At 71.2% G+C, this 22,359-nt stretch carries 23 protein-coding genes; 17 read left to right on the top strand and 6 right to left on the bottom strand.

Annotation, left to right across the window (positions count from 1 at the left end; translation table 11 throughout):
- Positions 1–19 precede the first annotated feature (19 nt).
- Both hutI and ACIRPT_RS09675 read left to right on the top strand, forming a co-directional pair.
- Positions 20–1,210, top strand: a complete 1,191-nt coding sequence (gene hutI, locus ACIRPT_RS09680; protein ID WP_403824712.1) for an imidazolonepropionase — start codon at positions 20–22, stop codon at positions 1,208–1,210.
- A gap of 61 nt (positions 1,211–1,271) precedes the next feature.
- Positions 1,272–2,582, top strand: a complete 1,311-nt coding sequence (locus ACIRPT_RS09675; RefSeq protein ID WP_403824710.1) for an SUKH-4 family immunity protein — start codon at positions 1,272–1,274, stop codon at positions 2,580–2,582.
- Between the two features lie 116 nt (positions 2,583–2,698).
- Here ACIRPT_RS09675 and ACIRPT_RS09670 read toward each other — a convergent pair whose 3' ends face one another.
- A complete protein-coding gene (locus tag ACIRPT_RS09670) occupies positions 2,699–3,652 on the bottom strand; it encodes an RNA polymerase sigma factor SigF (RefSeq protein WP_403510036.1) in 954 nt (317 codons plus the stop codon).
- 260 nt (positions 3,653–3,912) lie between these two features.
- Between ACIRPT_RS09670 and ACIRPT_RS09665 the strand changes: the two genes are divergently transcribed.
- The 7 genes from ACIRPT_RS09665 (at position 3,913) to ACIRPT_RS09635 (ending at position 9,845) form a co-directional block, all read left to right on the top strand.
- Entirely contained in the window at positions 3,913–4,281 is a 369-nt protein-coding gene (locus ACIRPT_RS09665) for an STAS domain-containing protein (protein ID WP_403510033.1), read from the top strand.
- Between the two features lie 170 nt (positions 4,282–4,451).
- Entirely contained in the window at positions 4,452–4,961 is a 510-nt protein-coding gene (locus ACIRPT_RS09660) for an ATP-binding protein (protein ID WP_403824706.1), read from the top strand.
- A 207-nt stretch (positions 4,962–5,168) separates the two neighbouring features.
- Positions 5,169–5,882: an LPXTG cell wall anchor domain-containing protein gene (locus tag ACIRPT_RS09655; RefSeq protein ID WP_403510433.1), complete on the top strand. Its 714-nt coding sequence runs from the start codon at positions 5,169–5,171 to the stop codon at positions 5,880–5,882.
- An 81-nt stretch (positions 5,883–5,963) separates the two neighbouring features.
- On the top strand, positions 5,964–6,974 hold the full coding sequence (locus tag ACIRPT_RS09650) for a hypothetical protein (RefSeq protein ID WP_403824703.1): 1,011 nt from the start codon (positions 5,964–5,966) through the stop codon (positions 6,972–6,974).
- 101 nt (positions 6,975–7,075) lie between these two features.
- Positions 7,076–8,095: a hypothetical protein gene (locus tag ACIRPT_RS09645; RefSeq protein WP_403825839.1), complete on the top strand. Its 1,020-nt coding sequence runs from the start codon at positions 7,076–7,078 to the stop codon at positions 8,093–8,095.
- A gap of 26 nt (positions 8,096–8,121) precedes the next feature.
- Positions 8,122–9,549 carry a hypothetical protein gene (locus ACIRPT_RS09640; protein ID WP_403825836.1) on the top strand — a complete coding sequence of 476 codons (1,428 nt, stop codon included), beginning with the start codon at positions 8,122–8,124 and terminating at the stop codon, positions 9,547–9,549.
- 173 nt (positions 9,550–9,722) lie between these two features.
- Entirely contained in the window at positions 9,723–9,845 is a 123-nt protein-coding gene (locus tag ACIRPT_RS09635) for a hypothetical protein (protein ID WP_403824700.1), read from the top strand.
- 89 nt (positions 9,846–9,934) lie between these two features.
- On the opposite strand, the gene ACIRPT_RS09630 is transcribed toward ACIRPT_RS09635, so the two are convergent.
- A complete protein-coding gene (locus ACIRPT_RS09630) occupies positions 9,935–11,464 on the bottom strand; it encodes a peptide MFS transporter (protein ID WP_403824698.1) in 1,530 nt (509 codons plus the stop codon).
- Between the two features lie 486 nt (positions 11,465–11,950).
- Between ACIRPT_RS09630 and ACIRPT_RS09625 the strand changes: the two genes are divergently transcribed.
- Both ACIRPT_RS09625 and ACIRPT_RS09620 read left to right on the top strand, forming a co-directional pair.
- A complete protein-coding gene (locus tag ACIRPT_RS09625; RefSeq protein WP_046927718.1) occupies positions 11,951–12,631 on the top strand; it encodes a response regulator transcription factor in 681 nt (226 codons plus the stop codon).
- Between the two features lie 16 nt (positions 12,632–12,647).
- Positions 12,648–13,898: an ATP-binding protein gene (locus ACIRPT_RS09620; protein WP_403510015.1), complete on the top strand. Its 1,251-nt coding sequence runs from the start codon at positions 12,648–12,650 to the stop codon at positions 13,896–13,898.
- A 43-nt stretch (positions 13,899–13,941) separates the two neighbouring features.
- On the opposite strand, the gene ACIRPT_RS09615 is transcribed toward ACIRPT_RS09620, so the two are convergent.
- A complete protein-coding gene (locus ACIRPT_RS09615) occupies positions 13,942–14,481 on the bottom strand; it encodes a GtrA family protein (protein WP_403824694.1) in 540 nt (179 codons plus the stop codon).
- 138 nt (positions 14,482–14,619) lie between these two features.
- Complete coding sequence (locus ACIRPT_RS09610) at positions 14,620–15,060, bottom strand: protease inhibitor I42 family protein (RefSeq protein WP_403824691.1); 441 nt, start codon at positions 15,058–15,060, stop codon at positions 14,620–14,622.
- Positions 15,061–15,264: 204 nt separating this feature from the next.
- Between ACIRPT_RS09610 and ACIRPT_RS09605 the strand changes: the two genes are divergently transcribed.
- The 4 genes from ACIRPT_RS09605 (at position 15,265) to ACIRPT_RS09590 (ending at position 19,617) form a co-directional block, all read left to right on the top strand.
- Complete coding sequence (locus ACIRPT_RS09605; RefSeq protein ID WP_403510006.1) at positions 15,265–16,416, top strand: 5-(carboxyamino)imidazole ribonucleotide synthase; 1,152 nt, start codon at positions 15,265–15,267, stop codon at positions 16,414–16,416.
- Complete coding sequence (gene purE / locus ACIRPT_RS09600) at positions 16,413–16,958, top strand: 5-(carboxyamino)imidazole ribonucleotide mutase (protein ID WP_403824688.1); 546 nt, start codon at positions 16,413–16,415, stop codon at positions 16,956–16,958. Before ACIRPT_RS09605 ends, purE begins: the two co-directional genes overlap by 4 nt.
- Positions 16,955–18,139 carry a dipeptidase gene (locus ACIRPT_RS09595; protein WP_403824685.1) on the top strand — a complete coding sequence of 395 codons (1,185 nt, stop codon included), beginning with the start codon at positions 16,955–16,957 and terminating at the stop codon, positions 18,137–18,139. Before purE ends, ACIRPT_RS09595 begins: the two co-directional genes overlap by 4 nt.
- A 230-nt stretch (positions 18,140–18,369) precedes the next feature.
- A complete protein-coding gene (locus tag ACIRPT_RS09590; RefSeq protein ID WP_403824683.1) occupies positions 18,370–19,617 on the top strand; it encodes a dipeptidase in 1,248 nt (415 codons plus the stop codon).
- Positions 19,618–19,639: 22 nt separating this feature from the next.
- On the opposite strand, the gene ACIRPT_RS09585 is transcribed toward ACIRPT_RS09590, so the two are convergent.
- A complete protein-coding gene (locus ACIRPT_RS09585) occupies positions 19,640–20,017 on the bottom strand; it encodes a VOC family protein (protein ID WP_403824680.1) in 378 nt (125 codons plus the stop codon).
- Positions 20,018–20,091: 74 nt separating this feature from the next.
- Here ACIRPT_RS09585 and ACIRPT_RS09580 point away from each other — a divergent pair, with 74 nt between their 5' ends.
- Positions 20,092–20,685: a CGNR zinc finger domain-containing protein gene (locus tag ACIRPT_RS09580; protein WP_403824677.1), complete on the top strand. Its 594-nt coding sequence runs from the start codon at positions 20,092–20,094 to the stop codon at positions 20,683–20,685.
- A gap of 7 nt (positions 20,686–20,692) precedes the next feature.
- Here the strand turns inward: ACIRPT_RS09580 and ACIRPT_RS09575 are convergent, their stop codons facing one another.
- Positions 20,693–22,033: a UDP-glucose dehydrogenase family protein gene (locus ACIRPT_RS09575; protein WP_403824674.1), complete on the bottom strand. Its 1,341-nt coding sequence runs from the start codon at positions 22,031–22,033 to the stop codon at positions 20,693–20,695.
- Between the two features lie 202 nt (positions 22,034–22,235).
- Here ACIRPT_RS09575 and ACIRPT_RS09570 point away from each other — a divergent pair.
- Positions 22,236–22,359, top strand: a 124-nt coding sequence (locus tag ACIRPT_RS09570) for an acyl-CoA dehydrogenase family protein (protein ID WP_403510423.1), incomplete at its 3' end; no start/stop codon positions are given.

Here is a 22,359-nt window from a genome sequence, read left to right as displayed (position 1 = left end):
GAAGGAGACCACCCCCGCGATGACGACCGACACCACGGCCTCCGCGCCCACCACCGCCATCACCCACATCGGCCAGCTCGTCACCAACGACCCCTCCCTCGGCGAAGGCCCCCTCGGTCTGATCCAGGACGCGGCGGTCGTCTTCGACGGCGACCGCATCGCCTGGGTCGGTGAATCAAGCAAAGCACCCGCCACTGACAACGCCGTCGACGCGGCCGGCCGCGCCGGTATCCCCGGCTTCGTCGACTCCCATTCCCACCTCGTCTTCGCCGGCGACCGCACCGCCGAGTTCAACGCCCGGATGTCCGGCCGCCCTTACTCCGCCGGCGGCATCCGCACCACCGTCGCCGCCACCCGCGCCGCGGCCGACGACGCGCTGCACGCCAACGTCGCCCGCTACCTCGCCGAGGGCCTCCGCCAGGGCACCACCACCCAGGAGACCAAGTCCGGCTACGGCCTCACCGTCGAGGACGAGGCCCGCGCGCTGCGCATCGCCGCCGCCCACACCGACGAGGTCACCTTCCTCGGCGCCCACATCGTCCCGCCCGACTACGCCGACGACCCGGCCGGCTATGTCGACCTCGTCACCGGCCCGATGCTGGACGCCTGCGCCCCGCACGCCCGCTGGGTCGACGTCTTCTGCGAGAAGGGCGCCTTCGACGGCGACCAGGCGCGCGCCATCCTCACCGCCGGCAAGGCCAAGGGCCTGATGCCGCGCGTGCACGCCAACCAGCTCGGCCACGGCCCCGGCGTCCAGCTCGCCGTCGAGCTCGGCGCCGCCTCCGCCGACCACTGCACCCACCTCAGCTACGCCGACATCGACGCCCTCGCCCAGTCCGACACCGTCGCCACCCTCCTGCCGGGCGCCGAGTTCTCCACCCGTGCCCAGTGGCCCGACGCCCGCCCCCTGCTCGACGCCGGCGCCACCGTCGCGCTGTCCACCGACTGCAACCCCGGCTCGTCCTTCACCAGCTCCATGCCGTTCTGCATCGCGCTGGCCGTCCGCGACATGGGCATGACGCCCGACGAGGCCGTCTGGTCCGCCACCGAGGGCGGCGCCCGCGCCCTGCGCCGCACCGACGTCGGCCGGATCACCCCCGGCGCCCGCGCCGACCTCGCCCTCCTCGACGCGCCCTCGCACGTCCACCTCGCCTACCGGCCGGGCGTACCGCTCGTATCGGCCGTGTGGCACAAGGGAGTTCTCGTCTGAGCCGACCCGGGAGCCGTGCGCCGGGACCGCGATTGTCAGACCCCCCTGTCACCATGCCTTCATGAGCACGGGGACCGATGAGCTGACGGACGATCTGCTGGACGACCCGGCGCGGCTGCCGGCCGCCGACCGGGCGGCGGTGCGGGCGCACATCGAGGGCATGAGGGCCGCGCCGCATATCGGCCGAGAGGTCTTCCAGCAGGCCGAGGCGATATTCGGCGGTGCGGAGGTGTCGCGCGCCGAGTTCGCGTCGTGGCTGCAGTTCGCGGCGAGGGTTCTCGGGCACGACGCGTACGCCGAGGGGCTCGCGGCCGCCGAGCCGGGGATGCCGTGGCGGACGGTGTGGGCATGGTGGCGGCCGGTGGGACGCTATCGCGCGCAACCGAACCGCCTGATGGACAGCGGGATGCGTCGCCGTGTGCACCAGGGGCGGGAGCTGATCGAGGTCAGCACGTACGGCGGAAGGGACGTCTGGCTCGACCTGGAGACGGGTGACCACGTTCCCGCTCCGGCCGACGGCACGACAGGGCCTGTGCCGCGCTCGGGCGATGCGGAGCGGGAATTCCTGAGCGCCCTGGCACTGTCCGCACCCGAGGAATGGGGGGAGAGCGATCCGGTCCCGGGTCCGGACGGCCGGATGCGCTATCTGGTGAACGATGCGCACGGCGTCGCGCTGCTCGACACCGACCCGGAGGTCTTCCGCAACTGGCCGCGCGGCGAGATGGACCACAGCCCGGCCGAGCGGGGCACGCCCGGTCGGATTCCGCGGTCGCCCGCGCCGACCGGGCCGCTCAGCGCCGCGCGCATCGACGAGGCGCTGGCGCCGTTCACGGTACGCCGGATACCCGAGGAGGAGCTGCCCGCCGGGCTCCAACACCTGGCAAGCCGGGCCCACTTGCGGGACATCGGTCTGCCGGAGAACTGGACGTGCGGATACGACGGCATCGACCCGCACCCCGCCGACGCGATGACGACGCCGGACACCGATGCGCTGCGCGGCACCCGGCTGCCGGAGCGGCTCAAAGCCGACGACCTGCTGGCCCTGGGCACATCCGACCACGGCAAGCTGTATCTGCACCGGCACGACGGCACGGTCCACATCGGCGCGGCGCTGCAGGGCCGGGAGGCGAAGGGGCGGGTGCTGATCGGGCTCGCACCGAGCCTTGACGTCTTCACCCGCTACCTGGAGGGCGTCCACCGATACGCCAACGCCTGCTGGTACCCGTACCCGGACGAGCAGGACATCGTCGAGGTGTTCATCGCGGAGATGGACGCGCTCGCGCCCGGTGTGTTCGACCCCGAGACCCCCAGCGGTGAGGTGTGGAGCTACTTCTACGCCGGCATCACGGAGCTGAGCGAGTGTGGTTACTAGCGCGCAACCGTCCCACCCCAGCAGAGGAGGGCCCGTCCCGAGAATCCCTCGGGGCAGGCCCTCCTCTGCGCGGGCGGCTGCCGGTCGTGGTGGACCGGCGGTGCGACCGCTGGCGGTCACTCCTCGACCATCAGCCCCTTGCGGAGCCGGCCGAGAGTGCGCGAGAGCAGCCGGGAGACGTGCATCTGAGAGATGTTCAGCTCCTCGCCGATCTCGGACTGCGTCATATTGGCCACGAAACGCAGCGAGAGGATCTGACGGTCGCGCGGCGGGAGTTCGGCGATCAGCGGCTTGAGCGATTCGACGTACTCAATGCCTTCGAGGCCGTTGTCCTCATAGCCGATGCGGTCCGCCAGCGCGCCTTCGCTGTCGTCCTCCTCGGGCTGGGCGTCCAGCGAGCTCGCGGTGTAGGCGTTGCTCGCGGCCATCCCTTCGACGACCTCGTCCTTGGTGATGTCGAGGCGTTCGGCGAGCTCGCTCACCGTGGGGGCGCGGTCCAGCTTCTGCGCCAGTTCGTCGCCCGCCTTGGCGAGGTCCAGGCGCAGTTCCTGCAGACGCCTCGGTACGCGCACCGACCAACTGGTATCGCGGAAGAAGCGCTTGATCTCGCCGACGATGGTCGGCATGGCGAACGTCGGGAACTCGACGCCGCGGCTCAGCTCGAAGCGGTCTATCGCCTTGATCAGGCCAATCGTGCCGACCTGGACGATGTCCTCCATGGGCTCGCTGCGGGAGCGGAACCGGGAGGCCGCGAACTTCACCAGGGCGAGGTTGAGCTCGACCAGGGTGTTACGGACGTACGCGAATTCGTGCGTGCCTTCCTCGAGCGTTTCCAGCCGTTCGAAGAGGGTCTTGGACAGCGCCCGCGCATCTACCGGGCCCACCTCGTCGAACGGCGGGATCTCCGGCAGTCCGTCGATCTCAGGAATTCCCGCGGACTCGGATTCGGCAGGGATCGACTGGGCAGGGGGCGTCTGGGAAGGGATGTGCCCCGTCGGTTCGGACAGGGGTGTCGACGAGGTGTGCTGCCGGGTGTCGTCGGTGCGCAGTTCGTCGAGCCGGGGTGACATGTGTCCTCCATCGTTCTCGGCATATGGCTGCCGAAGCCTCTACGTGAAGCTGCGGTGTGCGGCGCCTCCAAAGCCGGCCGTTTCGAATGTGTCTCCATCTACGCCTACCTGGCTTTGCATGAAGATGGCAAGTGCGTGTTGTCCATATCTCGGGCTATATGGCGATTGTTCGGCTACCCCTGAGGTGAGGGAAGGCGTAGTGTTCGACAAGCGCAGTCATAAGCAATGAGACGCCGAGACAGCAAGAGGGGTGCGCGCGCATGGACCGCGGGACGGTCGGCAGTGCAAGCCGGGGCCGGTTGCATATCGCGATCCGGCATCACGGCGCCAGCGCGGTCGTGACCGCCGCCGGTGAGCTCGATCACCACACCGCTGATCTGTTGCGTGAGTCACTGGAGGGGTGCGTGGACGATGGATATGCACGCCTGGTGGTGGACTGCTCACCCCTTGAATTCATGGACTCCACCGGACTCAATGTCCTGCTCGGCGCCCGCCTGAAGGCGGAGGCCGCCGGGGGCGGGGTCCATCTGGCCGGGATGCAGCCGGTCGTTGCCCGGGTCTTCGAGATCACTGGCGCGGAAGCGGTCTTCACCGTGCATGACTCGCTCGACGCGGCACTGGCCGACTGACGTGACGATGGTGCCCGGATGGTTGCAATCCCGGCACGTAGTACGAGTCACAACTTCCGTACCCAAGAAGTGGGTGTTCTCGCGGCCCGGTCGGGCAGGAGACATCTGAATCCGTAATCAGTCAGTTATCTGTTGTCCGCAAGAAGGCGAATCGGTGAGGTGAAGCGCTGATGAGCACCACCCGGCCGTACCCACCGGGCGATCTTGGCCCGGAGCCGGGTGGCGCCGGTGCTTCCGCCGCTCAGACCGCCGCGCAGCCCGCCGTCCCGGTGGGTCAGGTGCGCCGGCTGCGCCTGGCGGGCACCCGAGGCGCCGTGGCGCGCGGCCGTGACTTCGCCCGGCAGGCCCTGCACGACTGGGGCTGGCTGCCGGCCGCGAACGCCGACCAGCGGGCCGCGGCCGAGGACGTGCTGCTCGTGGTCTCCGAGCTGGTCACCAACGCCTGTCTGCACGCCGAGGGGCCGGAGGAGCTGCGGCTGCGGTGCGCCGGCAAGGTGCTGCGCCTGGAGGTCAGCGACCTCGGTGCCGGTTCGCCCACGCCGCGCAGCCCGCACCGTCCGGGCCGCCCCGGCGGCCACGGCATGTTCATCGTGCAGCGCCTGTGCCTGGACTGGGGCGTCGTGCGCAACGCCGACGGCGCGGGCAAGACCGTCTGGGCGGAGCTCGCCGCGCCGTCCTGAAGGGCGGCCGTGACGGCAAGAACCGGGACGGAAAGAGTTGAGTGCGGGCCCACGGGTCCGCGCTTTGTCGTATACCCCACCCCCCGCTCCGATCGGGGCTGCGTTGTGCCTTCCCTCGGCAGGGCCCCGGGCGTACCTTGAGCGCCCAATCTGATGTGCCGTCAGTAACATCCGGCGGTGCGCTACCCGGGAGAAGGGGAGATCGAGGTGGCCCGCTTCTGTGAACCACACGGCAGGCGCCCGCGCCGTACGGCCGCTCTTGGTGCGGCCGTGGCGATGACGGCGGGATCCGCGGTGCTGCTCGCCGCGCCGGCCGCACATGCCGAGGTCGTCGACGTCAACTACCAGTGCAAGACACCGATCGGCAACAAGGGCGCGGTATCGCCCATCGACATCAAGTCCACGCCCAGCGGCGGCGCGTACAAGCTCGTCATGTCCTTCCAGAAGGGCGTCTCGTCCAGCCCCGTCGAGCTGGGCAAGGGCGCGATGAAGCCGAGCGCGCTGATCAAGCTGGGCGGCGCGGAGAGCGGTACGGTGCCGGTCGCCGGGCCGCCCAACGACCAGGCGATACCGGCCAACACCCCCATCAAGATCAGCGACCTCAGCGGTACGTACACCCCCAAGGCCAGCGGCAAGGTCACCTTCACGGCCTCCACCCTGACCATCAAGGCCCTGGGCACCACGACCACCTGCACCCCCAGCAACAACCCCAAGCCCTCGCTCTCCCTGGACGTCAAGGGCTCCGGCGGTTCGGGCGGCACCGGCGGTTCGGGTGGTTCTTCGGGCGGCTCCTCGGGCGGGCAGCTGCCGCAGACCGGGCCCGCCGACTCCGCGATCGCGCTGGGCACCCTCGGCGGCACGGTCCTGCTGGCCGGGGCGGCCGGTGCGCTCTGGCTGACCCGGCGCAACCAGCGGGCGTGACGCGGGGCGCGCACCCGCCTTCTGCACGAGCACGAGCACGAGCTCACGTACGAGCCTGAGCACGAGCACCAGGAGCCGCCGATGCCGTTCCGTCCTCGCGCAGCGGTCAGCGGGGTGGTCCTTGCGACCTCCGCCGTACTGCTGTGTTCCGCCGCGGCCGTGGCCCGGCCCGCCGCACCGGGGTGGTCCGCCGCGCCCGCCCCGGGCGGCGGCGCCCGGCCGAGCGCGCAGGACCGCCCGTACTTCTATCTGGAGGGCGCCCCCGGGACCGTCATGACGGACCGGCTGTCCCTCAGCAACCCTTCCGGCCGGGCCGTCACCGTACGGCTGCGCGGCTCCGGCATCGGCTCCGGCGCCGGGTCCTGGCTCGCGCTCGCGGCGAAGGAGGTGACGATCCCGCCCCGTACGCGCGCCGGCGTGCCGTTCGCGGTGACCGTGCCGCGCGGCACGGCACCCGGCAGCCACTCCGGCGCGATCGTCGCCACCGCCGGCGGCAAGGCGGGCAGGCAGGCCACGGTGCCCGTGCACCTCCGGGTGACGGGGCCCGCGCTGTCCGCACTGACCGTCGAGAACGTGTCCGTGCGCGGGGGAGGCGACGGGGACGCTCCGGCGGTCATTCGGTATGCGCTGGTCAACAGGGGAAACACCGCGCTCCGCCCGCGGGTTGCGGTGCGCGCCGAGGGCGTCTTCGGCGAGGCGCTGCGCCGTACGGCCCGCTCCCTGCCGCACGAACTGCTGCCCGGCCGGCGCATCGACCGCACCGAAAAGTGGCCGGATCCGCCCGTGCTGGATTCGGTGGACGTACGGGTGACGGCCACGGCGGAGGGTGGGGCGCGGGCGTCCGCGACGGCGACGTACACGGCGGTTCCCTGGGGCGGGGTGGCGGGGGCGGCCCTCGTCCTGGTGGCGGGGACGGGCGGCCGGGTGCTCGTACGCAGGCGGCGTGCGGGACGGTCGGACGGCGCGGAAGCGGGTGCCGAAGGCGGCGGCGAGGCCCGCCAAATGGCCTGCCGCGAAAGGGAATTGGCGAGTACGGGATCGGCAACAGGCACGGGATCGGGATCGGTACCGGGATCAGGAGCGAGATCGTGAACGGCGAGACGGATACGGCCACGGCCCCCACCGCTACGGCTGCCACCACGGCCCGCACCACCACGCCACCGACAACCACCACCCCCGGCGCCGCCACCCCCCTGCGGCGGGCCGCGGCCGCGCTCGCCCTCGGTGCCGCCCTCGTACCGGCCCTGCTCCCCGCCACCTCCGCGAGCGCCGTCACCACCGCCGTGGCCGACGCCCGGCCCTCCGTACACGTCTCCAAGAAGGAGGCGGGCAAGGGCGGCACCCTCACCGTGACCGGCCGCGGCTGGCGGGCCAAGACGCTGCTCACGCTGCTGATCTGCGGGCAGAACATGATCGGCGGCACCAACGCCTGCGCCAACGGCGACGGGCGGGCCGTCACCACCGACGCGCACGGCGCCTTCCGCAGGACCCTCCCGGTCGCCGAACCGCCCAAGCCGTGCCCCTGTGTGGTGCATGTGGCGACGGTGACCGGTGCGGCGGCCGCCGCCGATGCGCCGTTCAAGGTGGCGGGCCACCCCGTGGCGCCGCTGCCCAAGGAGAACACCGGCGGACGGCTGACCGTCCTGGCCGCCCCGCGGCTGTCGGGCAGCAGCGGACTGCTGACCTGGTTCGGCGCCCCGCCGCAGCGCGACCTGGTGCTCACCGTCGGCAACGTGGGCTCGACGCCGGCCAGGAATCCCGTCTTCCGGATCGGCACCTCGCACGGCGTCTTCGCCCCCAAATGGGAGGACCAGCAGTGGCAGGGGACCGTGCCCGCCGGGGAGAAGGCCGAGGTCAGGCTGCCGGTGGAGCTGGCCGCCGGGGCGCACGGGGACTATCTGGTCTCGCTGAAGTACGGCGGCAAGGTTCTCGTGGAGCAGCCGTGGGGGGTGGGCCGGCCGTGGGGCGTGACGCTGTTCTGGGTGCTGCTGTGCCTGGTGATCCCGACCGCGGTGTTCCGTATCGGGATGGCGGTCGTGGACCGGATACGCCCCCGCCGCCCGGCCGCCGCCCGTCGCCACCGGCGCAGGACCGCACAACGAAACGTGACCAAGGGCGACGGCGGGAGCGCCGCGCTGCCGTGGTTCACCTCGGACGCCGCACCGTCCACCACCACATCAACCGAACGACCTAAGTCGAAAGGTTCCGCGTGATGACGCTGATGAGGCCCATGGCGCTGATGAGGCAACGGAGGAGAGCGGGCGTGGCCTCGGCGGCCGCTCTGGTGCTCGCCGGTGCGGGTGTCCTGGCCGTGGCCGGCCCCGCCCAGGCGGCGGAGGTGGCGTACAAGACGGAGTGTCTGCCGCCGCCGATATCCGGGCTGCCGCCGATCGAGGGCACCACGAAGGTAGAGGTCAGCGCGCCCGCCACCGCGAAGGTGGGCGAGGAGATCGAGGTGGTCTGGAAGACGGTCGAGGCCGCGTCCAAGAACCCCGACATCCTCGACCTGGGGGAGAACACCGTCCAGCCGACCGGCACGATCAAGGTGGCGGGGGCGCAGACCGGCGATCTGCCGATGGAGGGGCCGCGGCAGAACCCGCCGATCCCCAAGGGCGGCGCGATGAAGCTGTCGGACATGAAGGGCAAGCTGAAGCTGGAGAAACCGGGTGAGGTGACGTTGTCGCCCGGCTTCTACAACATCAACGTCAACAAGCCGATCTCCACCGACACCAAGTGCTCGGCCAAGGAAACGGTCCCGCCCGCGGTCACCATCAAGGTGACGGACGGCGGTGGCGGCTCCGGCGGGACGACGAGCGGCGGCACGACCGGCGGTGGCACGGCGAACGGCGGCACCGACAGCGGTGGCACCTCCGCCGGTACGGGCTCCGGCGGCAGCACCGGCGGCGGCACGAGCGCCGGTTCCTCCGGTACGACCTCCGGGTCGTCCGGCACGACGTCCGGCTCCTCCGGCTCCACCGGCGGTTCCGGCGGGGACCCCGACGGCACCGCGTACAAGGGCAAGGAGCTGCAGGTCTCCTACGCCTGCAAGACGCCCATCGGGGACAAGAAGGCGGTCTCGCCGGTGCAGATCAACGCCGTGAAGAAAGGCGGCAGTTACGACCTGACGGTGCAGTTCAAGAAGTCCGTCATGAACAGCCCGGCGGACATCCCCAAGGACTCGGTCAAGCCGTCGATGGACGTGAAGGTGGGCGGCGCGGACAAGGGGTCGGTCAAGGTGGAGGGCCCGACCAACGCCCAGCCCATCAAGTCGGGTGACCCCATCGAGATCCCCGATCTGAAGGGCACGTACAAGCCGGGCGCCACCGGCAAGGCGACGCTGACGCCGGGCGTGCTCACCGTCAATGCCCTGGGGACGACCACGACCTGCACCCCGGAGAAGGACCCGGGCGCCTCGCTCACGCTGGACACCTCGGCACAGCAGGGCGGTACGTCCGGCGGTACCTCCGGCGGCGCGACGGGCGGTTCGTCGGGCGGTGCGGACGGATCCGCCACCGCCTCCGGCGGCAGCGGCAGCGCCGGCGGCCTCGCCGAGACCGGTGCCGCCGACCACGGCGGTCTGACCGCCCTCGGGCTGGTCGCCGGCACCGTCATCCTGCTCGGCGCCGCGGTCTTCACCTTCACCCCCTGGCGGCGGCTGCGCCGCTAGGCCGGGCACGGGCCGGGGGCCGGCACACGGAGGTTCCAAGCCGTGTGCCGGCCCCCGGGCATGTCCGGGCGGCGCGCCTACGGCCCGCCCGGACCCGCGTTCCGGCGCGGTCGCCTCACGGTCCGTCAGCACTTCACGGAGGTACGGAGGCTGGGCGCGTACACCACAACGGCGTGCGCCCCCACGATCGGGAGCCGATGTTCGAGATGCCGATGCTGGAGCTGGTGACCGGCATGGAGCCGGTGACCGGCATGGGGCTGGGAGCGGAGTACCGGCCCCCGGAGCCGGGCTCCTGACGGACCGGACAGTCCGGGACAGCACCCCCACGACGCGGAAAGGCCCGGTACGCGATGGCGTACCGGGCCTTTCCGTAACGGCGACCGCGTCAGTGGACATCGCCCATGAGCGCGGCGATCTTCTTGCGGTTCAGCCCCACCGCGATGCCCGCGAGGACGGCCAGCGCGGCCTCGCCCGCGAGGACGCCGATTCCGCTGAGGTCCACGCCCGCGCTGGAGAGCAGGCTGACCGCGCAGTCACCGGCGGTGACGGCGAGGAACCAGACGCCCAGCATCTGGCTGGCGTACTTCTGGGGGGCCAGCTTGGTGGTGACCGAGAGGCCGACGGGGGAGAGGCACAGCTCGCCCATGGTCTGGATCATGTAGACGCCGACCAGCCACATCGGGCTGACCTTGGCGCCGTCCGCCGACATCTGCATCGGGAGCATGAAGACCACGTACGAGGCGCCGATCAGCACCATCGCCATCGCGAACTTCACCGGGGTGCCGGGCTCCTTGGCGCGCTTGGCCAGGGCCAGCCACGCCCACGCGAAGACCGGAGCCAGCGCCATGACCCACAGCGGGTTGACGGACTGGAACCACGTCGAGGGGAAGCCGATGCCGCCGATGTGGTCCGCGGTGTTCTTCTCGGCGAAGCCGCTGAGCGTCGAACCGGCCTGGTCGAAGATCATCCAGAACACGGCGGCGGCCACGAAGAACCAGACATAGCCGCTGACCTTGATCTGCTCGGTCTCCGTCAGCTCCTTGTCGCGCTTGATGCGCACCAGCACGGAGATCGGGATGACCAGGCCGAGCAGGGCGATCGGGACGAGCGCCCAGTTCAGGGTGAAGGTGCCGGTGGCGACGACGACCGCGTAGAAGGCCGCGGCGACGGCCAGCCAGATCAGGCCCTTGCGCAGCCAGGCGGTGCGCTCCTCGGCGGCCAGCGGGGTGGGCACCATGCTGCTGCGCGGGTTGAGGTGGCGGGTGCCGATGAGGAACTGCACCAGGCCCAGGCCCATGCCGAGCGCGGCGGCGGCGAAGCCGAGGTGCCAGTTGACGCTCTGGCCGATGGTGCCGATGACCAGCGGGGCGGCGAAGGCACCGAGGTTGATGCCGATGTAGAAGATCGTGAAGCCGCCGTCACGCCGCGGGTCCTGCGGCCCGTCATAAAGGTGACCGACCATCGTGGAGATGTTGGCCTTCAGCAGACCCGAGCCGATCGCGACCAGCCCCAGGCCGACGAAGAACATCCCCTGGCCGGGGATGGCCAGCGCCAGGTGGCCGGCCATGACGGTGAAGCCACCGACGGCGACGGTCTTGCGCGGGCCCCAGACCCGGTCGCCGAACCAGCCGCCGGGCATGGCGAGCAGATAGACCATCGCCACATAAACGGCGTAGATGGCCGAGGCGGTGACCATGGTCATGGCCAGCCCGCCCCCCTGGGCCCCGGGCTTGGCATCGGGGCCACCGGAGATCAGGTAGAGAACGAGCAGCGCACGCATGCCGTAATAGCTGAAGCGCTCCCACATCTCGGTCATGAAGAGAGTGGCCAGCCCGCGCGGGTGGCCGAAGAAGGTTTTGCCGCCGTCTGCAGGGTTTGCCTGCCGGGCAGCGTCCTTCGTCTGGCTGGACGCCATGGTGAGTCCTTGGTCTGCTCGGGACGCGCTCGAAGATTCGTTGCGCGCCCGGGTGGGGGGTGACCGGCACCGGCGCAGACATGCCCGCCCCCACGTCCGGGGGTTCGACGTCACCAAGGCGGCGCCGGCAGGACGGTCTTGCACCGGGATCCACGCCCCCCGTGCTGCTGCGCGGTGGACCCGGTCGAGAGGTCAGTCACTGTGTACCGGGACTGGTGGTTCCAGCCCCGCACACAACAGGGACCGATGACACCAGTTGAGCGTCAGCGGCCCGGAGGTTGTGCGATGGACGTCCCGACACCATACGTCTCGTTCCGCCCCCATTGGGAGTCGTGAGACAACGCTCACACTGCCCCCGGGAACCGCTCGGAGCCGCCTCACCGAGGGTCCCCAGCTCACGGCCCCGGCCCGGCCGGGAACGGCCGCTCGTCGCCCGCCGGCGCTCGTCCGCCCCTAGGCCCCCGCACCTCGGACTACCATCGGCCCATGACCCGTGTACTGCTCGCCGAGGATGACGCGTCCATCTCGGAGCCGCTCGCCCGCGCACTGCGCCGCGAGGGTTACGAAGTCGAGGTGCGCGAGGACGGCCCCACGGCGCTCGACGCCGGTCTCCAGGGCAATATCGACCTGCTCGTGCTCGACCTGGGACTGCCCGGCATGGACGGCCTCGAGGTCGCCCGCCGGCTGCGCAACGAAGGCCACTCCTTCCCGATCCTGGTGCTGACCGCCCGCGCCGACGAGGTGGACACCGTCGTCGGCCTGGACGCCGGCGCCGACGACTACGTCACCAAGCCGTTCCGGCTCGCCGAACTCCTGGCCCGGGTACGGGCCCTGCTGCGCCGCGGCTCCACCGCCGAGCCCCAGCAGCCGCCCGCCACCCACGGCGTACGGATCGATGTGGAATCGCACCGCGCATGGATGGGCGACGACGAACTCCAGCTGACGGCGAAGGAGTTCGACCTGCTGCGGGTCCTGGTGCGGGACGCCGGCCGGGTCGTCACCCGCGACCAGCTGATGCGCGAGGTCTGGGACACCACCTGGTGGTCGTCCACCAAGACGCTGGACATGCACATCTCCTGGCTCCGCAAGAAGCTCGGCGACGACGCCGCCAACCCCCGCTACATCGCCACCGTCCGCGGTGTCGGCTTCCGGTTCGAGAAAAGCTGAAAAGGGCCAGGAGCCTGTGCGCCGCCGCCTGATCAACTCCACGCTCGCCGTGGTGCTCGTCGTCATCGCCGTCTTCGGCGTCTCGCTGGTCATCGTCGAGACCCGCACGATCCAGTCGGGCGCACAGGAGAGCGTGGCGTCCGAGGCGGTCCGGCTGGTGGGGATAGTGGAGAGCCGGCTGGGCAGCGGCGAGAAGATCACCCCGGAGGTCCTCTCCGAACAGATCACGGCCAAGCGGTACGCGGAGATCCGGGTGCCGGGCAAGGCCGAACCGATCCACATCGGGCGCCGCCCCTCCGGCGATGTGATCGAGTCGGAGGTCAAGGGCGACCGCGGCGAATCCGTCATGGTCCAGGAGTCCCGCTCGACGGTCAGCGCGGAGATCGGCCGGACGCTGCTGGTCATCCTGGCCGTCGCGCTGCTGGCGATCATCGCCGCCGTCATCCTGGCCGTACGCCAGGCCCGCCGGCTGACCGCGCCGCTCACCGACCTCGCCGAGACCGCCGAGCGCCTGGGCTCCGGCGACCCGCGCCCCCGCCACCGCCGCTACGGCGTCCAGGAGCTCGACCGGGTCGCCGATGTACTGGACGCCAGCGCCGAGCGCATCGCCCGGATGCTGACCGCCGAACGCCGGCTCGCCGCCGACGCCTCCCACCAGCTGCGCACCCCGCTGACCGCACTGTCCATGCGGCTGGAGGAGATCACGGTCACCGACGACCCGGACACCGTGAAGGAAGAGGCCACCATCGCGCTGGCCCAGGTGGAGCGGCTGACGGATGTCGTCCAGCGGCTGCTGACCAATTCCCGCGATCCGCGCTCCGGCTCGGCGGTGGCCTTCGATCTGGACGAGGTCGTCAAGCAGCAGGTCGAGGAGTGGCGCCCGGCCTACCGCAGCGCCGGGCGGGCCATCGTCCGCTCCGGCAAGAAGGGGCTACGGGCCGTGGGCACCCCGGGCGCGGTCGCCCAGGTGCTGGCCACGCTGATCGAGAACTCCCTGATGCACGGTGCCGGAACGGTCGCGCTGCGTACCCGCGTCACCGGCAACCAGGCCGTCGTCGAGGTCACCGATGCCGGTCCCGGAGTCCCGCCCGACCTCGGCTCGCGGGTCTTCGAGCGGACCGTCTCCGGCCGTAACTCCACCGGACTGGGGCTGGCCGTCGCCCGCGATCTGGCGGAGGCGGACGGCGGGCGGCTGGAGCTGCTCCAGCAGCATCCGCCGGTGTTCGCGCTGTTCCTGGCGCGGGAGGCGGAGCCCACCGAGGAGTGAGGGGCGGCTGCCCCGCTCCTGCGGACACGCCCTGGGGGAGCCGCTAGTCGCGGGAGCCGCTGCGGGCGGCGCCCGTCGGACTGCCGACGCTCTGCGGGCTGCCGGCGCCGTCGGTGAGGAAGGACTCGGCGGTCTCCACGGCCTCCCTGGCGGGCAGCGCCTGGAACACCCAGGTGCGGTACGACCAGAAGCGGAAGAGCGTCGCGACGCCGATGCCGAGGAACTTGAAGATGTTGCTCTGCAGCGGGGAGTCCCAGCCGAAGCCGTATGTCGCGGCGTAGAGCAGGCCGTTCTCGATGACCAGACCGACCACGCTGAACAGCAGGAAGAGCGTGAGCTCCTTGGTGCGGCCCTGCTTGTCCCGGTCGCGGTAGGTGAAGTAGCGGTAACCGAGGTAGTTGGTGCCGGTGGCCACGACCGTGGCCACGATGCTGGCCCGCACGACGGGGATCTCGGTCAGATGCCGTACGAGGTTGAACACCACGAAGTTCACGACGACACCCGCGCCGCCGACCGCCCCGAACTTCACCACTTCCCGGGTGAGCGCCTGAAGCCTCGACCGCAGCGCGCTCCGTTCACTCATGGTGATCGTTCAGCTCCCGTCGTGGGCGGATGTCAGCGGCCGTCAACCCTGGTCCGCTCCCTCATGCTAACCACGGGTACCAAGCGATGCCCGCCGCCTGTCGACTCCGGCTCCCAACCCCCGCGGGCCCGGTCCACTTCAGCCGACCGTGATACGGAAATTGATGCTCCGGCCGCCGTCCGCGCCGCCCGCGTCGGCGTCCCCGGTGCTGCACCGCCGGCAGTGCAGCAACCGCAGATCGGTGCGGCCCTCACCGACCGCCTCGAAGTCGAAGTAGCGGGTGCCGCCCTTGCCGGAGGGCGCCGGCTCGTCCGGTTCGAGGTGATTTCCGGCGGGCTTGAGAACGGCCGGATCCGGATGGGGGGCGGCGATGATCCAGCGGAAGCCGTCGGCGGCGCCGTCCGCGACGCGAATCTCGAAGCGTTCGCCGGCCTCGACGGAAATCTCGGTGCTGCCGAAGTCGTAGACCTTCGGTCCGGACAGCTGGCTGACGACGGAGTGGACCGCTATCAGCAGTGTGGCGATCGCGACGGCGATCACCAGCAGCCGGGAGTTCCTCGCTATGCCACCGGTCCCCATCCGGTCTCTCCTTCGCCTCGCCGGTCGCGGCCCCGGCCGGTCACCGGGCCCGCGGCCACAGCCTCGCCGATCCCGGTACCGCCGTCCCGCGGCCTGGCCGATCTTCGTCGGCCGGTCCTCACGGGTGATTCTCGAACGCCTGCATTCGGAGGATCATCCAAGGAGGGGTCGGGGCAGCGCTGATGTACGGATACCCTGGGGAGCGTGACGTTCCCGGTAGTCGGCATGGTCGGCGGCGGTCAGCTCGCCCGTATGACCCACGAGGCGGGTATCCCCCTCGGCATCAAATTCAAGCTCCTCAGTGACACTCCGCAGGACTCGGCGGCCCAGGTGGTGAGCGAGGTCGTCATCGGCGACTACCGCGACCTGGAGACGCTGCGCGCGTTCGCCCGCGGCTGCGATGTGATCACTTTCGATCATGAGCACGTGCCCACGGAGCACTTGCGGGCACTGGAGGCCGACGGCATTCCCGTACGGCCCGGCCCCGAGGCGCTGGTGCACGCCCAGGACAAGGGGGTGATGCGCGCGAAGCTGGACGCGATCGGCGCCCCCTGCCCGCGCCATCGCATCGTCTCCGGTCCGGAGGACGTGGCGCGGTTCGCCGAGGAGGGCGACGGCTTCCCGGTGATCCTCAAGACCGTCCGAGGGGGGTATGACGGCAAGGGGGTCTGGCTCGTGCGATCCTCCAAGGAGGCGGCCGAGCCGTTCCGCGCGGGAGTGCCCGTTCTGGCCGAGGAGAAGGTCAACTTCGTCCGGGAACTGGCCGCCAATGTCGTCCGCTCGCCGCACGGCCAGGCCGTCGCCTACCCGGTCGTGGAGTCGATCCAGGTCGACGGCGTCTGCGACACCGTGATCGCCCCGGCGCCCGGCCTGTCCGCATCTCTCGCGGCGCGGGCCCAGCAGCTCGCCCTGCGCATCGCCGACGAGCTCGATGTCATCGGCCATCTCGCGGTCGAGCTGTTCGAGGTCAGGGACGCCGACGGCGAGCCCGCGATCCTCGTCAACGAACTCGCGATGCGCCCGCACAACTCCGGCCACTGGACCCAGGACGGCGCGATCACCTCGCAGTTCGCCAACCACGTCCGTGCCGTACTCGACCTCCCGCTGGGTGATCCGCGCCCGCGCGCCACCTGGACGGTGATGGCCAATGTCCTCGGCGGCGACTATCCCGACATGTATGCGGCGTATCTGCATTGCATGGCGCGCGATCCCCAGCTGAAGATCCATATGTACGGGAAGGACGTGAAGCCCGGCCGCAAGGTCGGTCACGTCAACACCTACGGCGACGACCTGGCCGACGTGCGCGAGCGCGCCGCGCACGCCGCCGGCTATCTGCGAGGAACGATCACCGAATGACCAGCAGCTCCCCCACAGCCCCCGTCGTCGGCGTCGTCATGGGCTCCGACTCCGACTGGCCCGTCATGGAGGCCGCCGCCCAGGCCCTCGCCGAGTTCGAGATCCCCTACGAGGTCGATGTCGTCTCGGCGCACCGGATGCCGCGCGAGATGATCGCGTACGGCGAGGAGGCCGCCGAGCGCGGTCTGAAGGCGATCATCGCGGGCGCCGGGGGAGCCGCCCACCTTCCGGGGATGCTCGCCTCGGTCACCCCGCTGCCGGTCATCGGCGTCCCCGTCCCGCTGAAGTACCTGGACGGCATGGACTCCCTCCTGTCCATCGTCCAGATGCCCGCCGGGGTGCCGGTCGCCACCGTCTCGGTCGGCGGCGCCCGTAACGCCGGACTCCTCGCCGCCCGGATCCTCGCCGCCCATGACCCCGAACTCCTGGGCCGCATGCGGGAGTTCCAGCAGGAGCTGAACGACCAGGCCACCGAGAAGGGCAAGCGGCTGCGCAACAAGGTCGCCACCCCGAACGGCTTCGGCTTCGGCGGCGGCAAGTGAGTTCCCGGGAGGCGGCCGCGGAACTGCTCGCCCGCTGGCCCGTCGTCGACGGTCACAACGACCTGCCCTGGGCGCTGCGCGAACAGGTCCGCTACGACCTCGACCGTCGCGATATCGCCGGTGACCAGTCCGCCCATCTGCACACCGACATCCCGCGGCTGCGGGCCGGCGGCGTCGGCGCGCAGTTCTGGTCGGTCTATGTACGGGCCGATTACGCGGGCGACCACGCGGTCAGCGCCACCCTCGAACAGATCGACGTCGTACGGCAGTTGATCGCCCGCTACCCCGACGACCTGCGGGCGGCGCACACCTCCGGCGATATGGAGGCGGCCCGTGCACAGGGCCGGATCGCGTCCCTGATGGGTGCCGAGGGCGGCCACTCCATCAACAACTCCCTCGCCACGCTGCGCGCGCTGTACGAGCTGGGCGTGCGCTATATGACGCTCACCCACAACGACTCGCTCGCGTGGGCCGACTCGGCGACCGACGAGCCGCGGGCCGACGGCCTCAGCGCCTTCGGCGAGGAGGTGGTGCGCGAGATGAACCGCCTCGGCATGCTCGTCGACCTCTCCCACGTCGCCGCCACGACCATGCGCGACGCGCTCCGGGTCAGCCAGGCGCCGGTGATCTTCTCGCACTCCTCCGCGCGCGCCGTCTGCGACCACCCGCGCAACATCCCGGACGACGTTCTGGCTCAGCTGCCCGCCAACGGCGGCGTCGCGATGGCCACCTTCGTGCCGAAGTTCGTGCTGCCGGCCGCGGTGGAATGGACGCTGCGCGCCGACGAGAACATGCGCGCGCACGGTCTGCACCACCTCGACACCACCGAGGCGGGCATGACGGTCCAGCGGGCCTTCGAGGCCGCCCACCCGCGGCCGATGGCCACCGCCGCCACCATCGCCGACCACCTCGACCACATGCGTGAGGTCGCGGGCGTCGACCACATCGGCATCGGCGGCGACTACGACGGCACCGCCTTCACCCCCGCCGACCTGGCCGATGTCGCGGGCTACCCGAACCTCGTCGCCGAGCTGCTGGACCGCAAGTGGTCCGAGGGCGACCTCGCCAAGCTCACCTGGCAGAACGCGGTCCGGGTGCTGCGCGCCGCCGAGGACGTGGCGCGCGAGGAACAGGACCGCCGGGGCCCGTCGCTCGCCACCATCGAGCAGCTGGACGGCTAGGGCCAGGGCGGGTTCCTGCCGGGCTACCAAGCTCCCCGGCCCACCGCCCACCGCAACCCACAACGGCTCCTGCCCCGGTCCCTCACGACGTACGGCGCTAACCCGTACGGATCGCTCACCGCGAACCGTACGGGTCCGCGTGCGACGGTGGCGTCACCACCGCCCGCCGGTCGCCCGCCCGCCGCCCCTCAACGAGCGCCGGCGCGCGGCCCTCGTCCAGGAAGAACGCCATGGCCGATCTCGCCCCTGCCGAGCTGACCGACCCCACCGGCGTCCCCGAGATATCCGACGTCCTGGATCCCGATGCCGTCCCCGATGCCGTCCCCGAGACCGACCCCGACTCCGACGCCGCGGCCGAGCCCGACGGCCCGCTGCCGCTCAATCTGCGCGGCCCGCTCGCCCGCGCCCGCGCCCTGCTCGCCACGCACCCCGTCGTCGACGGCTGCAACGGCCTGCCCTGGGAACTGCGCCAGCGCACCGGTCACGACCTGACCCCTGGCCACCGCTTCGACCTCGACTACGGCGAGACCGGCGTACGCACCGACATCCCGCGGCTGCGGGCCGGCGGTGTCGGCGGCCAGTTCTGGTCCCTCCAGGTGCCGACCGAGCTGACCGGCGACGCGGCCGTCGGCGCGACGCTCGAGCAGATCGACTTCGTCCACGCGCTGGTCCGCACCTACCCCGAGGCGCTGCACCTCGCGCTGACCGCGGACGATATGACCGAGGCCCGCAACCACGGCCGGATAGCCTCGCTGCTCGGCTCCGCCGGTGGCCACGCCATCGACAGCTCGCTGGGCATCCTGCGGTCCTTCTACCGGCTCGGCGTACGCTCCCTGGCGCTCACCGCCGACCGCAACACCCCCTGGGCGGACTCCGCCACCGACGCGCCGCAGGCCCGCGGGCTGACGCTGTTCGGCGAGGAGGTGGTGCGCGAGATGAACCGCCTCGGCATGCTCATCGACCTCTCCTGGTGCTCCGCCGACACCATGCGGCACACCCTCGCGATCACCAAGTCCCCGGTGCTGCTGTGCCATACGGCGGCCCGCGCGGTCACCGGCCACGCCCGCAACGTCCCCGACGAGGTGCTCACGCTGCTGCCCCACAACGGCGGGGTCTGCATGGTCACCTTCACCCCGGAACACCTCACGCAGGGCAGCGTCCCCGCGTCCGTCCAGGACGTCGCCGATCACCTCGACCACATACGGACGGTGGCCGGACCCGACCACGTCGGCCTCGGCGCCGGCTTCGACACCGATCCGGCCAGTACGCACCGCAGCCCGGTCCCGGACGTCGCGGGCTATCCGCTGGTGATCGCCGAACTCATCGACCGGGGCTGGTCGTTCCACGATCTGGCCGCCCTGACCTGGGGAAATGCCCTACGGGCGGTGCGCGGCGCGGAGCTCGTCGCGCGCGCGGTACGGGGCCGCCGGGTGCCGTCCACCGCCACCATCGAGCGGCTGGACGGGCCACGGAGCTGACCGCGCCGGGCGGCCGTGCCGCTCACTTCATGCAGAGGCAGAAGGGGTGCCCCGCCGGATCCAGATAGACCCGGAAGTCCCGCTTGCCGTCATCGGGCTGGACCAGCTTCGCGCCCAGCCTGATGACCTTGGCCTCGGCCTCGTCGATATCGGCGAGGCGGACATCGAAGTCGAGATGGAGCTGCTGCGGCTGGTCCTGTCCGGGCCAGCGCGGCGCCCGGTAGTCACCCTCCACCTGCTGGAAGGCGAGCGTCCGGCCGCCGGGGCCCGCGACCTCGACCCAGTCCGATTCGTCCCCGTCCTCGGCCACCCGCCAGCCGAGCATCTCGGCGTAGAAGTCCGCGAGCGCCCGTGGGTCGGGACAGTCCAGCACCGTGACACCGAGTTCGATCAGAGCCATGGCGTTACCTCCTTGTCGCGTCAACCGGTAACTTCGTTACTGCATCATGGCGGTTCGCCGGTAACGTGGCAAGGGTGACCGACCGAACGGCTCCGGACGCCCTGCTCCTCGTGCAGGCCCTGGTGAACACCCTCGACGTCGAGACGGGCGAGGACGAGCTGGCGGCGGAAGGCGGGACGGCGGCCTTCCTCCGCGCCCACGGCGTGCCGGAAAGCGCCCTGGGGCAGGGGGAGCCGCCCGCCGCGCCGGACGGGCCGCGAGAGCTACGAGGACTTCGAGATCTGCAGGAGCTGCGGGAGGCGCTGCGCGCGGTCTGCACGGCCCATACGGCCCGCAGCGAGGTGGCCGCCGACACGTCCAGGACGCTGGACCGGCTGCTGGCCGGCGCGCCCCTGGTCCTGGCCGTCGGCGCCGACGGCGGCGCTGCGCTGCGTCCGGCCGCCGCGCTCGGTGCCGTCGCCCATCTGACCGCCCGGATAGCCGCCGGCATCGCCACCGCGGCCGCCGACGGCACCTGGGCCCGGCTCAAGGCCTGTGAGGCCCATGACTGCCGCTGGGTCTTCTACGACAAGAGCCCGGCCGGCCGCAGCCGCTGGTGCTCCATGGCGGTCTGCGGCAGCCGGGCGAAGATGCGGACCTACCGCGCCCGACGCGCGGAGGCCCCGTAACGCTCCGCTACGCGCGGGGGCGGCCCAGCGCCCGGTAGGTCCATCCGGCCTTCCGCCAGAGCTCCGGGTCGAGGGCGTTGCGCCCGTCCAGGATGCGGCGGTCGGACACCACATCCCCCAGCGCCGCCGGGTCCAGCTCGCGGAACTCGCTCCACTCCGTCAGATGCAGCACCACATCGGCGCCCCGCACCGCCTCCAGCGCGCTGTCCGCATACGCCAGGGTCGGGAACAGCCGCCGCGCGTTCTCCATCCCCTTCGGGTCGTACACCGTCACCTGGCCGCCCTGGAGATGGATCTGCCCCGCGACGTTCAGCGCCGGCGAATCCCGTACGTCATCCGAGTCCGGCTTGAAGGTGGCTCCCAGTACGGCGACCCGCTTGCCCAGGAAACCGCCGCCCACCGCATTGCGGGCCAGCTCGACCATATGGCCGCGGCGCCGCATGTTGATGGAGTCGATCTCGCGCAGGAACGTCAGCGCCTGGTCGGCGCCCAGCTCACCGGCGCGTGCCATGAAGGCCCGCAGGTCCTTGGGCAGACAGCCGCCGCCGAAGCCGATGCCGGCCCGCAGGAACTTCTTCCCGATCCGGTCGTCGTGCCCGATGGCCTCGGCCAGCTTGACCACATCGCCGTCGGCCGCCTCGCACACCTCGGCCATGGCATTGATGAACGAGATCTTCGTCGCCAGGAAGGAGTTCGCGGAGGTTTTCACCAGCTCGGCGGTCGGGTAGTCCATCACGATGAACGGCGACCCCTCCCCGATGGGTGTGGCGTACACCTCCCGCAGCAGCTCCTCGGCCCGCTCGCTCGCCACGCCCGCCACGATCCGGTCGGGGTGCAGGGTGTCCTGGACGGCGAAGCCCTCGCGCAGGAACTCCGGGTTCCAGGCCAGCTCGGCGGCCTCACCCGCCGGGGCCCGCTCCGCCAGCCGCGCGGCGAGCCGGGCCGCGCTGCCCACCGGCACCGTCGACTTGCCGACGACCAGCGCGGGCCGGGTCAGATGCGGCGCCAGCGCGTCGAACGCGCTCTCCACATACGACATGTCGCAGGCGTACTCACCGTGCTTCTGCGGCGTGTTCACACACACGAAGTGCACATCGCCGAAGGCCGCGGCCTCCTCGTACGAGGTGGTGAAGCGCAGCCGCCCGCTGGCCCCCTCGATCCCGGCGACATGGCGGCGCAGCAGCTCCGCCAGCCCCGGCTCGTACATCGGGACCTCGCCGCGCTGCAGTATCGCGATCTTCTCGGGCACCACATCCAGGCCCAGCACCTCGAAACCCAGCTCGGCCATGGCGGCGGCGTGGGTGGCACCGAGGTAGCCGGTGCCGATCACGGTGATCTTGAGGGCCATGGATGCTGCTCCAGACGCTTCTGGGGGAAATCGTGCTGACCGAGCATAGTCGTGAGCCCTGCGCCGGGACCCGGTCGTGCGCCCTCACCAGGAAGCTGTCGGGAACCTCACGTATCCGCAGCCCTGACCGAGGCCTAGAATCCGGAGACGTAACGGGTTACTTAACGGTAGTTAGCATCAGCTCACAGGGGAGTGAGAAACCTTGGCGGGAACCGCTGATTTCGATCTGTACCGGCCTTCGGAGGAGCACGACATGCTCCGCGAGTCGGTGCGTGCGCTCGCCGAGGCGAAGATCGCGCCGTTCGCCGCCGCGGTGGACGAGGAGG

The sequence above is a fragment of the Streptomyces sp. NPDC101227 genome, assembly GCF_044767545.1.
GTDB lineage: Bacteria > Actinomycetota > Actinomycetes > Streptomycetales > Streptomycetaceae > Streptomyces.
This window is presented reverse-complemented; position numbering and strand designations above follow the sequence as displayed.